This is a genomic window from Streptomyces sp. NPDC003036 (genome assembly GCF_040611175.1).
Classification (GTDB): domain Bacteria; phylum Actinomycetota; class Actinomycetes; order Streptomycetales; family Streptomycetaceae; genus Streptomyces.
The window spans coordinates 1-12,229 of record NZ_JBEXNO010000075.1 but is presented as its reverse complement, the minus strand read 5'-3'; the positions used below and the strand labels follow the sequence as shown (position 1 = coordinate 12,229).

13 protein-coding genes, 1 pseudogene and 1 riboswitch are annotated in these 12,229 nt (G+C 73.6%); of the genes and pseudogenes, 3 read left to right on the top strand and 11 right to left on the bottom strand.

What is annotated here, in order from left to right; translation table 11 throughout:
- Nucleotides 1-208: 208 nt before the first annotated feature.
- The 8 genes and pseudogenes from ABZX67_RS32650 to bioB form a co-directional block, all read right to left on the bottom strand.
- Nucleotides 209-438, bottom strand: a pseudogene (locus ABZX67_RS32650) (transposase); the annotation flags it as partial.
- A gap of 40 nt (nucleotides 439-478) precedes the next feature.
- The gene (locus tag ABZX67_RS32645) at nucleotides 479-1,036 is read right to left on the bottom strand and encodes a helix-turn-helix transcriptional regulator (protein ID WP_355368224.1); all 558 of its coding nucleotides are present in this window, start codon (nucleotides 1,034-1,036) and stop codon (nucleotides 479-481) included.
- Nucleotides 1,037-1,045: 9 nt separating this feature from the next.
- Nucleotides 1,046-3,280: a helix-turn-helix transcriptional regulator gene (locus tag ABZX67_RS32640; RefSeq protein ID WP_355368221.1), complete on the bottom strand. Its 2,235-nt coding sequence runs from the start codon at nucleotides 3,278-3,280 to the stop codon at nucleotides 1,046-1,048.
- A 15-nt stretch (nucleotides 3,281-3,295) separates the two neighbouring features.
- Complete coding sequence (locus ABZX67_RS32635) at nucleotides 3,296-3,943, bottom strand: methyltransferase domain-containing protein (RefSeq protein ID WP_355368218.1); 648 nt, start codon at nucleotides 3,941-3,943, stop codon at nucleotides 3,296-3,298.
- Between the two features lie 50 nt (nucleotides 3,944-3,993).
- Nucleotides 3,994-4,338 (bottom strand): VOC family protein, encoded by a 345-nt coding sequence (locus ABZX67_RS32630; RefSeq protein ID WP_355368215.1) that lies wholly within the window; start codon nucleotides 4,336-4,338, stop codon nucleotides 3,994-3,996.
- A gap of 2 nt (nucleotides 4,339-4,340) precedes the next feature.
- A complete protein-coding gene (gene bioD, locus ABZX67_RS32625; protein ID WP_355368212.1) occupies nucleotides 4,341-5,060 on the bottom strand; it encodes a dethiobiotin synthase in 720 nt (239 codons plus the stop codon).
- A gap of 1 nt (nucleotide 5,061) precedes the next feature.
- Nucleotides 5,062-6,354, bottom strand: coding sequence for an adenosylmethionine--8-amino-7-oxononanoate transaminase (locus ABZX67_RS32620; protein WP_355368209.1), 1,293 nt, complete (start codon nucleotides 6,352-6,354; stop codon nucleotides 5,062-5,064).
- The gene (bioB, locus tag ABZX67_RS32615) at nucleotides 6,347-7,531 is read right to left on the bottom strand and encodes a biotin synthase BioB (protein ID WP_355368206.1); all 1,185 of its coding nucleotides are present in this window, start codon (nucleotides 7,529-7,531) and stop codon (nucleotides 6,347-6,349) included. The genes ABZX67_RS32620 and bioB overlap by 8 nt, the downstream gene beginning before the upstream one ends.
- A gap of 144 nt (nucleotides 7,532-7,675) precedes the next feature.
- Between bioB and ABZX67_RS32610 the strand changes: the two genes are divergently transcribed.
- The gene (locus ABZX67_RS32610) at nucleotides 7,676-8,848 is read left to right on the top strand and encodes an 8-amino-7-oxononanoate synthase (RefSeq protein ID WP_355368203.1); all 1,173 of its coding nucleotides are present in this window, start codon (nucleotides 7,676-7,678) and stop codon (nucleotides 8,846-8,848) included.
- Here ABZX67_RS32610 and ABZX67_RS32605 read toward each other — a convergent pair.
- Together ABZX67_RS32605 and ABZX67_RS32600 are read right to left on the bottom strand one after the other, a co-directional pair.
- Nucleotides 8,823-9,026, bottom strand: coding sequence for a DUF397 domain-containing protein (locus ABZX67_RS32605; protein ID WP_355368200.1), 204 nt, complete (start codon nucleotides 9,024-9,026; stop codon nucleotides 8,823-8,825). The two genes, ABZX67_RS32610 and ABZX67_RS32605, sit on opposite strands and share 26 nt — an antisense overlap.
- 15 nt (nucleotides 9,027-9,041) lie before the next feature.
- Nucleotides 9,042-9,911 carry a helix-turn-helix transcriptional regulator gene (locus tag ABZX67_RS32600; RefSeq protein ID WP_355368197.1) on the bottom strand — a complete coding sequence of 290 codons (870 nt, stop codon included), beginning with the start codon at nucleotides 9,909-9,911 and terminating at the stop codon, nucleotides 9,042-9,044.
- Nucleotides 9,912-10,151: 240 nt separating this feature from the next.
- On the opposite strand from ABZX67_RS32600, the gene ABZX67_RS32595 reads away from it, so the two are divergent.
- Entirely contained in the window at nucleotides 10,152-10,583 is a 432-nt protein-coding gene (locus tag ABZX67_RS32595) for an ATP-binding protein (RefSeq protein ID WP_355368193.1), read from the top strand.
- A 58-nt stretch (nucleotides 10,584-10,641) separates the two neighbouring features.
- Here ABZX67_RS32595 and ABZX67_RS32590 read toward each other — a convergent pair whose 3' ends face one another.
- Nucleotides 10,642-11,121, bottom strand: coding sequence for a C40 family peptidase (locus ABZX67_RS32590; RefSeq protein ID WP_355368190.1), 480 nt, complete (start codon nucleotides 11,119-11,121; stop codon nucleotides 10,642-10,644).
- A 4-nt stretch (nucleotides 11,122-11,125) separates the two neighbouring features.
- Nucleotides 11,126-11,320: riboswitch (cyclic di-AMP (ydaO/yuaA leader) on the bottom strand.
- A 627-nt stretch (nucleotides 11,321-11,947) separates the two neighbouring features.
- Here ABZX67_RS32590 and ABZX67_RS32585 point away from each other — a divergent pair.
- Nucleotides 11,948-12,148 (top strand): hypothetical protein, encoded by a 201-nt coding sequence (locus tag ABZX67_RS32585; RefSeq protein ID WP_355368187.1) that lies wholly within the window; start codon nucleotides 11,948-11,950, stop codon nucleotides 12,146-12,148.
- The last annotated feature ends 81 nt before the right edge of the window (nucleotides 12,149-12,229 follow it).

Genomic DNA, 12,229 nt, shown 5'->3' with positions numbered 1-12,229 from the left:
ACAGATCAAACGCAAGGCACCAAGGCCAGTCGTAGCGCGAGTCAGACCACCGCCCGGAGCGGCACCCGAACATCCTCACAGTCATAGCGGGTGGCCAGGGCTTTGTTGTGCTTGAGCCGATTGAAGCAGCGTTCGATGACGTTGCGGCGCCGGTAGGCGGCCCGGTCGAGCCGGCAGCGGCTCTCGCCGCGCCGGATGCGCCCGTTGCCAGCAGACGGTCCCAGGTACCGTCGGCCGACCAGCGGCGGAAGCGTTCGTAGACCGTCTTCCACGGGCCGTATCGCTCGGGCAGGTCCCGCCAGGCCGCTCCGGTGGACAGTTTCCACAAGATGCCGTTGACCACTGGCGGCGGTCCCGCACCGGTCGGCCCATCCGAGGCGGGGCCAGCAACGGCTCGATCACCGCCCACGATTCATCGGTCAGCTCATGACGACGCAGCACAAACAGAACAACGCACCAACCACTTCGCAGGCACGGCCTAGTAGTCGAGCTCCACGTAATCGATGTCGGTGAACTCGACCTGGAGGCCCGCCGCGCGCCGCCCGCGGTCCTTGAAGTACTGCTCCTGGAGGCCCTCGGCGGCGATGGCGCGCAACTCCTCTTCGGCCGCGCCCGCCGCCTGGGCGTCGAAGAGGCGTGCCGCGTAGGCGGGGGGCAGGTGCTGGGTGACCAGGCGCAGGCGGCTGTCGTCGGTCGAGCCGGGGGCGGCCGTGAAGCCGAAGCGGGCGCGGGTCTCGATCACGATGCCGCCGGTCGTCGCGGCCGCCTCCCGGGCCCGTTGCCGTACGCGCGGCTGCCACGACTTGCGGACCTCGGCGGCCAGACGCGCCGCGAGCTCGGGGCGCGGCTGTCTGATCTGGCCCTTGACGTACCGCTCCACCGTGCGCTGCGAGACGCCGAGGCGCCGCGCCACCGCCCGCGTGGAGCCCTTCTCGCTCCTGACGAGGAACCTGACCTGCGCCGGAGCGGACTTCGGGAGGGGGCGGGTGAACGTGTGCTCCGCCGCCCGTTCGAGGCTGTCGCCCAGGATGCCCATCGTGCGGTCCTACTCCCCGTCCGCCACGGCGTCCGTGCCCTTGATGTGCCGGGCCGGGTTGTGGCCCTCGTCCAGCAGGCGCACCGCCCACATCAGGGACTGCGTTCCCTCGTGCTTGACCATGCCGGGCGACACGCCCAGCCGGAAGCCGCCCGGCAGCGGCTTGCCCTCCGGGGTGCGCGGCAGGAAGTCCAGCGGACTCGGCCCGTCGGACAGGTACACGGCGCAGTCGGACAGCACTGCGATCGGGAACAGCCCCGCTCCCTCGGCGAGCCGCAGCATCTTGCGGTGCATGTTGATCCGCGCGGCCGCGATCACGGCCGCCCGGATGTCCGGGCGCCAGGTGGGGCGTTCCAGGGCGGGCCACCGCTCGCCGGGGCGGTAGCCGACGCCCTGCGGACGTTCGCGGAGCTTGCCGATGCCGCCCTTGACCGTCGCCTTGATGGCCGACAGGACGGCCGCACGGCCCGGATGCTCCGCCTTGTGCCGCTCGGCCTGCTCCATCGCCGCGAGGAACTCCGCCTCCGGCATCCCGGCGCGTACGCCGAACTCCTCCATCGTCGCCAGGTAGGCGTCGCGCAGCCGCGTGTACCAGGCGTCCAGGTAGGCACCGCTCGAAGGGCGGAGGTACGCCTCGACGGGCGCGACCCGGTGGCCGAGTTCCACGGCGTACGCGACGGTCGGCGTGGCGTACCAGGCCGGTCCCTCCGGCCGTGCGCCGTGCGGCGTGAACGGGTTCGGCAGCCGCGGGTCCACCTCGACGGAGGACAGGTCCACCAGCCAGGAGCCGGGCGTCTTCTTGTCGAAGACGGGCGAGGTGACGTGGACCGGGGCGCCCAGCCCGACCGTGAGGCGGTTCGCGGCCGCCGCGAACGCCATGTTCACGTCGATGCCGACGGCGTAGGGCCTGGCGCACTCCGCGTCGGTGAGCAGCTCCGGACTGCGGATCCAGTCGTACGCCTCCTCGTCGAGCACCTGGTCGGGCGTGCGCTGGTGCGCGCGCGGATACAGGGCCGCGACGACCGGGTGCTCGTCCGGGGCCTCCGGCGGCGCCGGGTCCACGGGCGCGGTGAGGGTGCCCGGGCTGGGCGCGGACACCCAGGAGCCGGTGGCCTCGTCCCGCACCGCGCGCGTCGGCGGGCGCAGCGCGGTCATCAGCTGCAGACCGCAGACGGCGGTGGTCCCGCGCGGCGTGATGACCCGGGCGGCGTACGTCGCGAGCATGTCGGCCAGGTCGGCCGGGGGCAGTGCGGCGGCCTCGCCCCACGTACGGCTGTCCAGCGCCCCCCACGGCAGGACGGCGAACTGCACGCACCGGCGGCGGCTGCCCTGCGCCGGGCGGTACAGCCAGGCCCAGGGCCCGAACCCACGGCGCGTCAGCAGCCAGTCGGCCTTCCTGATCCGCCGTACGACCTCGTGGTCGTCGGGCAGCCGCAGCCCGCGCCGGTCCGCCAGCTCGGCCGGCAACCCGAGCCGGACGGCCGCCGACTCCGTCAGCACCACGAGCGGGTCGGCGTCCTGCCCGTTGCGGTGCAGCCGGGGCGCGCCCAGCCGCGCCTCGCCCAGGGCCCATTCGGCGAGCGAGGGCAGGTCGGTGGCCGGGCAGTCCAGGACGAGCCCGCCGGCGCAGTACGCGCTGCCGTCGCCGTCCAGCACGGCCAACGGGCCGTGTGCGAACCGTGCGTCGACCGGGTCCTGGCCCTGGTCCTGGTGCAGGGCGGTGGGTCGGCTGCGTGTCACCAGGGTGCGGGCCTGCCCGGCCGCCACCCCTGACGTGCGCCGGTCCTGCGGCGCGGGCACCCGCCCGGCGGGGCCGTCGGCGCTGTCGTCGTACGGAGTCGGAGCCGGGGCCACTGCCTCCGCCGGAGCCGGAGCCGGCGCCGGGGCCACTGCCTCCACCGGAGCTGGAGCCGGGACCACTGCCTCCGCCGGAGCCGGGGCCACTGCCTCCGCCGGAGCCGCCACCGACGCCTCCGTCGGCTCCTCCGCGGCCCCCGGGTGCCGCTCCGCCAGCCCCGACAGCAGCCGTGCGTACGCCGCCCGCTTCGGCGGGCGGGGGTCCGAGCGGCCGGTTTCCCAGGACGTGATGGTTTCGCGGCGGACGGAGAGCGCCTGGGCGATCTGGTCCCGGCTCAGCCCCGCCGCCTCGCGCAGGCGGCGGCGCTCGGCCGGGGCGGGGAGGGCCGCCACCTGCTCCAGCAGCGCGTCGACCGCCGCGAACAGCTGCTCCTGCTCATCAGACACACGGTCACCCTAACGTCAGCCGCCCGGGCGCCGGGCCACCCCCAGGACGCAGGGCGACGACGGCAGCTGCGGCCCCTTCTCGGGGAGGCGGAACCGGCGGTGGGTGACGACCTCGAAGCCCGCCGCCTCGATCGCCGCCAGCGGGTCGCGCGCCGTGTGGCACCCGCCGAAGAGCGTCGGCCACACCGTGCGGTCCAGCGCCCGCTGAGCCGTCGCCAGGGCCCGCCCCTCCGCCCGCCCGTGCTCGAAGAACCGCAGCTCACCGCCCGGCCGCAGGACCCGCCGCAGCTCGGCGAGGGCGCGCGGCAGGTCCCGTACCGTGCACAGCACCAGCGACGCCACCGCCGCGTCGAACGCCTCGCTCTTGACCGGCAGCGCCTCCGCCACGCCCGGCACCACGTCCACCGGTACGTCGGAGCGCAGCGCCGCGCTCACCGCCAACTGCCGCAGCCGCCGTTCCGGCTCGATGGCGACGACCTCCGAGACGGCTCCCGGGTAGTGGGCGAAGTTCAGGCCGTTCCCGGCGCCGATCTCGATGACCCGGCCGGAGAGCCCGGCCAGCAGCTCGTCGCGGTACGCGGCCATCCCGCCCTTCGTGTCCATCGCGACGCTCACGCGCGCGTAGAAGCGGGCGAAGAGGGGGTGGTGGACGGTGTCCCGCATCGCGGACCTCCCGGCGAGAGGGTGGGGCGGACACCGTCAGTGTCCCCCCGTCAGCCGCTGACGAAGCAGAACTCGTTGCCCTCGGGGTCCCGCAGCACCTGGAAGTCGCCGTAGTCGTCCGCCACGACGCCGCCGACCCGCACCGCGCCGAGCCGTACCGCCTCGGCCGCGGCGGCGTCCACATCGCCGCCCTCCAGATCCAGGTGGAGCCGGTTCTTCGCCGCCTTGCCCTCCGGCACGCGCTGGAAGGCGATCCGTACGAACCCGGGAGGCTCGACGTACGACCAGTCGGGGCCGCGGTCCACCGGCTCGCCGCCCAGCAGCGCGGCCCAGAAGCGGACCAGCGCGGCCGGGTCGGCGCAGTCGAACACGATCTCACTCACTCGAGCACGCATGCTCAGCAGCGTACGGCCGCGGCGAACGCCTCCGCGTCCCAGGTGCCCCCGAGCGGGGGCGCCAGCCATGACGCCGCCCGCTCCCGGAAGGCCTCCACCGGCAGCGCCCCCGCACCCGCGGGCACCGCGCCCAGCAGCGGCGCCCCGGCCGACTCGGGCAGGTCCGTGATGTTGCAGCGCTCGGCCAGCCCGGGCTCGTCCGGCCAGCTGCCGACGACCACGCCCAGCTGGGCCAGGCCGCGGGCCCGCAGCGCCTCGCCCGTCAGCGTCGCCATGTTGAGCGTGCCGAGCGCGGCGGGCGCCACGACCAGCACGGGCGCCTCCAGCAGCCGGGCCGCGTCCGCGAGGGTGCCGCCCTCGGCGTCGTACCGTACGAGGAGCCCGCCGGCGCCCTCCACCAGGACCAGGTCGTGCTCCTCGGCCAGCTTCCGCGCCGCCCGCGCGACCTCCTCCGGCGCCACCGGCGCCATCCCGGCGCGCCGGGCGGCCGTCGCCGGGGCCAGGGGCTCGGGGAAGCGGACCAGTTCGACGGGCGTGACACCGTCACCGGCGAGGCGTACGACCTCGTCGGCGTCGCCCCGCTCGCCCGGGCCGACCCCCGTCTGCGCGGGCTTCAGCACGGCCACCGACCGCCCCGCCGCCCGCGCGACCGCGGCGACGGCGGCCGTGACGACGGTCTTGCCGATCTCCGTGCCCGTTCCGCTGACCACCAGTACCGTCATCTCAGCCCTCCCGCGCCGCCGCGCACACCCCGCGGCAGATCCGTTCCAGATCCTCCGCCCCGGTGATGTACGGCGGCATCACGTACACCAGGTCCCGGAACGGCCGTAGCCACACGCCCTCGCGCACCGCCGCCGCCGTCGCGGCCGCCATGTCCACCGGATGGTCCAGCTGGACGACGCCGATGGCGCCGAGCACCCGCACCTCGCGCACCCCCGGCAGCTCGCGCGCCTCCGCGAGCCCGTCCAGCAGGCCCGCCTCGATCCGCTTGACCTCCTGCGCCCAGTCCTGCTCCAGGAGCAGGTCGATGGAGGCGGAGGCGACGGCCGTGGCGAGCGGGTTGCCCATGAACGTCGGCCCGTGCGCCAGCACCGGCACCTCACCCTGCGAGATGCCGTCCGCCACGCGCGGGGTGCACAGCGTCGCCGCCAGCGACAGGTAGCCGCCGGTCAGCGCCTTGCCCAGGCACATGACATCGGGGGCCACGCCCGCCTGCTCGGCCGCGAACAGCGTGCCCGTCCGCCCGAAGCCGGTCGCGATCTCGTCGAAGACCAGCAGCACGTCGTGCGCGTCGCACGCCTCGCGCAGCACCCGCAGGTACGCCGGGTCGTGGAAGCGCATCCCGCCCGCGCCCTGCACCACCGGCTCCACGATCACCGCGGCCAGCTCGTCCGCGTGGCGCGCGATCAGCTCCCTGAGCCCGTCCGCGTACGTCTCGTCGTACGCGGCGGGCGGCGGCCCCGCGAAGAGCTGCCGGGGGAGCACCCCGGACCACAGCCCGTGCATGCCGCCCTCGGGGTCGCACACCGACATCGGCTGCCAGGTGTCGCCGTGGTAGCCGCCGCGCCAGGTCAGCAGCCGCTGCTTGGCCGGGCGGCCGATGGAGCGCCAGTACTGCAGGCACATCTTGACGGCGACCTCGACCGCCACCGAGCCCGAGTCGCACAGGAAGACGTGGCGCAGCGGCTCCGGCGTGATCTCGACCAGCCGGGTGGCCAGCCGCACGGCGGGCTCGTGGGTGAGCCCGCCGAACATCACGTGGCTCATCCGGCCGAGCTGTCCGCTCGCGGCCTCGTTGAGCACCGGGTGGTTGTAGCCGTGGATCGCGGACCACCAGGACGACATGCCGTCGACCAACTCGCGCTGCCCGTGCGCCGGTTCCGCGAGCCGCAGCCGTACCCCGGAGGCGGACTCGACGACCAGCGGGTCCGTACGGCCCGGCATCGGGCTGTACGGGTGCCACACGTGGGTCCGGTCCAGGGCGATCAGTTCGCCGGGGGTGAGCTGATCAGGCATTGGGCGCCAGGTCCGTACCGGCGCCACGACGGCGCACCGCGACCAGGTCGGGGCGGGCCGCCTGGGGCTCGGCCGCCACCTGCGCAGGCGCCTGCGCCGGGACCTCCGCGTCCGACCCGCACACGGAACCGGAGCCGCAGCCGCCGCCCGAGGAACCGCAGGACGCGGCGTCCGAGCGGTGCTCCGGCAGCGTCGTCGTGTCCGTGCCCTCCACCTCGAAACCGGCGTCCGCGATCATCTCCAGGTCCGCCTTGCCGGCCTGGCCCTCGCTGGTGAGGTAGTCGCCCAGGAAGATCGAGTTCGCCAGGTGCAGCGCCAGCGGCTGGAGCGTCCGCAGGTGCACCTCGCGCCCGCCCGCGAGCCGGACCTCGACGTCCGGGCAGACGAACCGGACCATCGCCAGGATGCGCAGCGCCCGCTGCGGGGTGAGGTTCCACTCCTTGGCGAGCGGCGTGCCCTCGAAGGGGATGAGGAAGTTCACCGGCACCGAGTCCGGGTCCAGTTCACGCAGCGCGAAGACCACGTCCACCAGGTCCTCGTCGGACTCGCCCATGCCCGCGATCAGACCGGAGCAGGCGGACAGGCCCGCGGCGTGGGCCTTTTGCACCGTATCGACGCGGTCCGCGTAGGTGTGCGTGGTCGTGATGTCCCCGTACGTCCCCTCGGACGTGTTGAGGTTGTGGTTGTACGCGTCGGCGCCCGCCGACCGCAGCCGCTCCGCCTGGCCGTCGGAGAGCAGGCCCAGGCAGGCGCAGACCTCGACGCCCTCGTTCTCCTCCTTGATCGCCGCGATGGTCTGCGAGACCCGGTCCACGTCCCGGTCCGTCGGCCCGCGGCCGCTGGCGACCAGGCACACCCGCTTGGCGCCGCCCGCGACACCGGCGGCGGCCGCCTTGGAGGCCTCCTCCGGCTTCAGCCAGGTGTACTTGAGGATCTCGGCCTTGGACCCGAGCCGCTGGGAACAGTACGAGCAGTCCTCCGGGCACAGGCCCGATTTCAGGTTGACCAGGTAGTTGAGCTTCACCCGGCGCCCGAACCACTTGCGCCGCACCTTGCCGGCCGCGGCCACCACATCGAGCAGCTCGTCGTCGGAGGTCGCCAGCACGGCGAGCGCTTCTTCGCGGGTCGGCAGCTCGCGCCGAAGCCCCTTGTCCACCAGCGTGTTCAACAGGTCCATGGCGCCGATCCTGTCCTACGGCACACCCCCTGGCCAAGGAGGAACCGGACAAGAGAGCGGCTGAGCGGTGTGTGTATGACCACACTGTGCCCCCGGCTGTCCCGGGCTAGGGTCTGTGCGCTGCCTACAAAAGGGACCCGACCCATGCCGCAGGAAGACCCCTTCGACTGGACCGACGCCGAGGCGCGCCGCCGCACGGACGCCGGTCTGGTGCGCGTGCTGCGCCCCCGTCCCGCCGAGCCGGACCTGCTCGACCTCGCGAGCAACGACTACCTCGGCCTCACCCGTCACCCCGCCATCACCGCGGCGGCCGCCGGGGCCGCCCGCCGCTGGGGCGCCGGCGCCACCGGGTCGCGCCTGGTCACCGGCACCACCGAGCTCCACACCGAGCTCGAGCGCGAACTGGCGGACTTCTGCGGTTTCGAGGCGGCCCTGGTCTTCTCCTCCGGGTACGCGGCCAACCTCGCCGCCCTGACCGCGCTCAGCGCCCGCGGCTCCCTCATCGTCTCCGACGCGGGCAACCACGCCTCCATCGTCGACGGCTGCCGGCTCTCGCGCGCCGAGACCGCCGTCGTCCCGCACGCCGACCCCGAGGCCGTCGCCAAGACCCTCGGCGCCCGCCCCGACCGCCGCGCCCTCGTGGTGACCGACTCGGTCTTCTCGGTCGACGGTGACGCGGCGCCGCTCGCCGGACTCGCCGCCGCCTGCCGCGCGCACGGCGCCGCGCTGGTCGTCGACGACGCGCACGGCCTCGGCGTGCTGGGCGACGGCGGTCGCGGGGCGCTGCACGCGGCGGGGCTCGCGGGCAGCGCGGACGTCGTCGCCACGCTCACCCTCTCCAAGTCCCTGGGCAGCCAGGGCGGAGCGGTCCTCGGCCCGGCGCGGGTGATCGACCACCTGGTCAACGCCGCGCGGACCTTCATCTTCGACACGGGCCTGGCCCCGGCCGCGGCGGGCGCCGCGCTGGCGAGCCTGCGGCTGCTGCGGGCCGAGCCAGGCCTGGCCGGCCGGGCCCGTACGGTCGCGGCGACCCTGCACGGGCGGCTGACGGCGGCCGGCCTGACTGCCGTGCGGCCGGATGCCGCCGTCGTCTCCGTACGCGCCCCGTCGCCGGAGCAGGCCGTGCGGTGGGCCGCCGACTGCCGCGCCGAGGGGCTGGCCGTGGGCTGCTTCCGGCCGCCGTCGGTGCCGGACGGGATCTCGCGCCTGCGGCTGACCGCCCGGGCCGACCTGTCGGACGCTCAGATCGAGACGGCCGTGACCACGATCCTCCGTACGGCGCCGGAGCCGGTCAGCCGAGCGGCTTCAGTGAGCTGACGAAGGACGTCCAGGCCGCCGCCGAGAACCGCAGCGGCGGCCTGGCGGTGTCCTTCGAATCCCGCACGGCCAGCCGCGCGGCACCGAGGCGGGCCGCCTCGACGCAGTTGTTCATGCCCACGCTGCGGCTGCTGCGCCGCCAGTGCGGGCCATTGTGCTGTGCGAGGTAAGCAGACATGTGGGGTGCCTCTCCCTACGCGCCGTCACCGATCCCGGCGATGAGTTCCGACGACTCCTCGGGCGTCAGGGCGTGCGCCTGCATGGTGCGGAACGCGGCGCAGTACGCCTCGAGGTCTTCCGAGCGTTCGAGATAGAGGCTACTCGTCAAGTGGTCGAGAACCACCACATCCAGATCAGACATGTTCGCGAACGAGAAAATAACGAAAGGCCCGGAGAGGCCGACGTACCCGCCCACCGCGAACGGCAGCACCTGCAACCGCACATGGGGGAGGTCCGCCAGCTCCCGCAGCCGCCGCAGCTGGGCCCGCATCACCCCCGGGCCGCCCACCTGCCGACGCAGCACCGCCTCGTCCAGCACCGCCTCCAGGCGCAGCGGCGGATCACCGAACAGCACCTCCTGGCGGGCGATCCGCACCTCCACCAGCGAGTCGACCGCCGTCGCCGGCAGTCCGTCCAGCGCGGCGCGCGTCACCGCCCGCGCGTAGTCGGGCGTCTGCAACAGCCCCGGCACCACCGAGGTCTCCAGCGTGCGCGCCCCGCAGGCCTGCGACTCCAGGCTGATGAAGTCCTGGTACTGCGGCGGCAGCACGCCCCGGTACGCGTGCCACCAGCCCGTGCCGCCGCCGTCCGCCGCAGCGCCGGACAGGGCCTCCACCAGCGTGCGCAGCCGTGGTTCGCGTACGCCGTAGGCGTCGAGCAGCCGCGACACGTCCGCGCCCGTCACCCCGCTAGCACCCGTCTCGATCCGGCTGACCTTCGACTGGTGCCAGCCGACGAGCCGCGCCGCGTCCCGGCTGGTAAGCCCCGCTCTCAGGCGCAGCCGCTTCAACTCCTCGCCGAGCTTGCGCCGCCGCACCGCCGGACCGTGTCGCGTGCCCCGCACGACCGCACCTCCTCCCGCCCTCCGGAACGCTGGACCAACCCGCCAGTCTGCCCGCCGGAACCGCTCTCGCGTAGCAGGGTTCACCGCTTCGAGCGACAGATATATGCATATCTTGGGGGATCGGCCCCACCTGGGGCGACATAAGTGGCAGTCTGGCGCGAAGCGCAATCCGAGGCCGTCCTCGCACAACATCCGCTCCCTGTCGGAGTCCGGCCCCGGTGGGAAAGGGACAGCGTCGCCATGGCAGACCATCAGGAAGCATCCGTCACTCTGCCGAGCGATCCAGCCTCGGTCTCCGCAGCCCGCAGATACGTGGCGGACGTTCTTACCGAATGGGGGCTGTCGGCCGAGTCCGACACCGCGGACGCGGTACGGCTGATCGTCTCCGAGCTCACCACCAACGCCGTTCAGCACACCTTCGGACAGTCCCCGACCTTCACGGTGGACATCCGGCTGGAGCGGGACGAGCAGCTGCGCATCGGCGTCACCGACAGCCACCCGCGCTGGCCGCAGCGCCTGCCCGCGGCCGTCCAGCAGGACAACGGGCGCGGCATGGTCATCATCCGCTGGCTCGCCGCCGAGCGCGGCGGCCGCCTGACGGTCACTCCGACCGGCGACGGCGGCAAGACGGTGTGGATCGCCCTGCCCTGGTCCGTCCCCGTCCGGGGCTGACCGGCCCCGCACCGCAGGTGTGCACGGTCCGTGCGGTACGGGGGCTTGGGGTGTCGCGTCAGCGCACGCGTCCGTAGTAGACCGACTTCGACCAGATGCGGTCGAGCTTGACCACCGAACCCGACTTCGGTGAGTGCCAGATCTTGTTGTCACCGGCGTACAGGCCCACGTGGTAGACGCGCCCACCCGAGTGGAAGAAGACCAGGTCACCCTTCTGCCGCTGCGACGCGGAGAGGTGGCGGGTCTTGTTGTACTGCTGCTGCGCGGTGCGGGGCAGCGTCTTGCCGGCCTTCTTGTACGAGTAGAGCGTCAGCCCGGAGCAGTCGAACCGGGACGGGCCCGCCGCGCCGTACGCGTACGGGGAGCCTTTCTTCGACGCGGCGACGTTCAGCGCCTTCGTGGCGTGCGTCGCGGTGGCGGCCTCGGCGTCGGAGACGGCGCCCGGTGCCAGCATCGTGCCGCCGACGGCGGCGAGCGTCAGTGCCGAGACGGCACCGGCTCGGGACAGCAGAGACGGGACATGAATCTGCGCGGTCATAGCGCAACCCTTCGTCAGCCGCCTGTGAAGGATGACCTGTCGGGTTCGGGCTGGCGAAGTTGCCCGGCCGCTGACGCGGCTTCACCCCAAGGGGCGGCCATGGTGCGCTCGCCCCGTACTGCTTGGGTCCTCCACTCCTGCCGATCCACTCCTGTCGACCAGTCGTCCGGACGGCGGCAGGACTCGGCGTCCGCCCGGACCGCCCCGCCGCGGCGGCGGGGGCTTGTCGTCGAAGGGATCTTGACCCATGACGGGGCGAAATTCCGAGCCGAAACGGAAGTTTGTGAGGCTCCTCACGACTGATCCATTCGAGTGGACAGGGGCGTTTTGGCGCGACGCGGCGGCCGATTGATGATCCGTGTACCAGCGGCGGAGCGTGATGTTCCGCCAGATGTGTACAGCAGCGGCGCAACTCGTACAGTGCTTAATTCCCTCGTTTGCGTACGCCGAACGAGGGTGGCTCGTTGGCCCTTCTGCGCCCATCCGTGCTACGCGGAAGTCCCTCATCAGACGGGCTCCTGAGGGAGCGTCACCCGCGCGGCGCGGCATTCGCCATCGAGAACACGGAGCGCACGCGCCAGCGTCCGGTTGTGCGCCTGGCCCCCCGTGGTCATCCGTCGCGCTCAGTGCCTCCCGCGGTGCGGCCGTGCGCCCGGCGAGCGCCCGGTTGGTCCCGCTCCAGAGGTGCGGAGGCGTGCGGGATCGTTTCGTCGTCCTCGTGCGGGTGACCGGGCGCGTACCCGGGGCGCGGGGGTGGGTAGCCAGGGGCCGACTCGGACCAACCGGCGAGTCAGGCACTGTCACCCCGTCACAGGGAGGGAATCGTATGCGTCGCATCGCGGCCGTCGTCCTCGGAACCGTCGCACTCCTCGGGTTCACCGGTACCACCGCTTCGGGGGTGGTACCGGACCCCGCCGCCGTACTCGACTGCGTCACCACCAGCGCGATCGACCTGACCACCGTCGTCGACCCCACCGCCCCCGGCCTGCCCTCGGAAGTCCCGGGCGCGAGCTGCCTGGCCGTCTGAGGCGGGGCGCCGCTTACGGGGGGGGCCGGGGGCGCCCCGGGGCCCCCCCGGCCCGGGACGCGGGGGCGGCGGCCCCTGGGC

Bases quoted from the DNA above. Each gene is read 5' to 3' on its own strand.
- ABZX67_RS32585 (WP_355368187.1), top strand. From the start codon at position 11,948: ATGCGTCGCATCGCGGCCGTCGTCCTCGGAACCGTCGCACTCCTCGGG.
- ABZX67_RS32620 (WP_355368209.1), bottom strand. From the start codon at position 6,354: ATGCCTGATCAGCTCACCCCCGGCGAACTGATCGCCCTGGACCGGACC.
- ABZX67_RS32605 (WP_355368200.1), bottom strand. From the start codon at position 9,026: ATGTCTGCTTACCTCGCACAGCACAATGGCCCGCACTGGCGGCGCAGC.
- bioB (WP_355368206.1), bottom strand. From the start codon at position 7,531: ATGGACCTGTTGAACACGCTGGTGGACAAGGGGCTTCGGCGCGAGCTG.
- ABZX67_RS32610 (WP_355368203.1), top strand. From the start codon at position 7,676: ATGCCGCAGGAAGACCCCTTCGACTGGACCGACGCCGAGGCGCGCCGC.
- ABZX67_RS32630 (WP_355368215.1), bottom strand. From the start codon at position 4,338: ATGCGTGCTCGAGTGAGTGAGATCGTGTTCGACTGCGCCGACCCGGCC.
- bioD (WP_355368212.1), bottom strand. From the start codon at position 5,060: ATGACGGTACTGGTGGTCAGCGGAACGGGCACGGAGATCGGCAAGACC.
- ABZX67_RS32590 (WP_355368190.1), bottom strand. From the start codon at position 11,121: ATGACCGCGCAGATTCATGTCCCGTCTCTGCTGTCCCGAGCCGGTGCC.
- ABZX67_RS32645 (WP_355368224.1), bottom strand. From the start codon at position 1,036: ATGGGCATCCTGGGCGACAGCCTCGAACGGGCGGCGGAGCACACGTTC.
- ABZX67_RS32595 (WP_355368193.1), top strand. From the start codon at position 10,152: ATGGCAGACCATCAGGAAGCATCCGTCACTCTGCCGAGCGATCCAGCC.
- ABZX67_RS32635 (WP_355368218.1), bottom strand. From the start codon at position 3,943: ATGCGGGACACCGTCCACCACCCCCTCTTCGCCCGCTTCTACGCGCGC.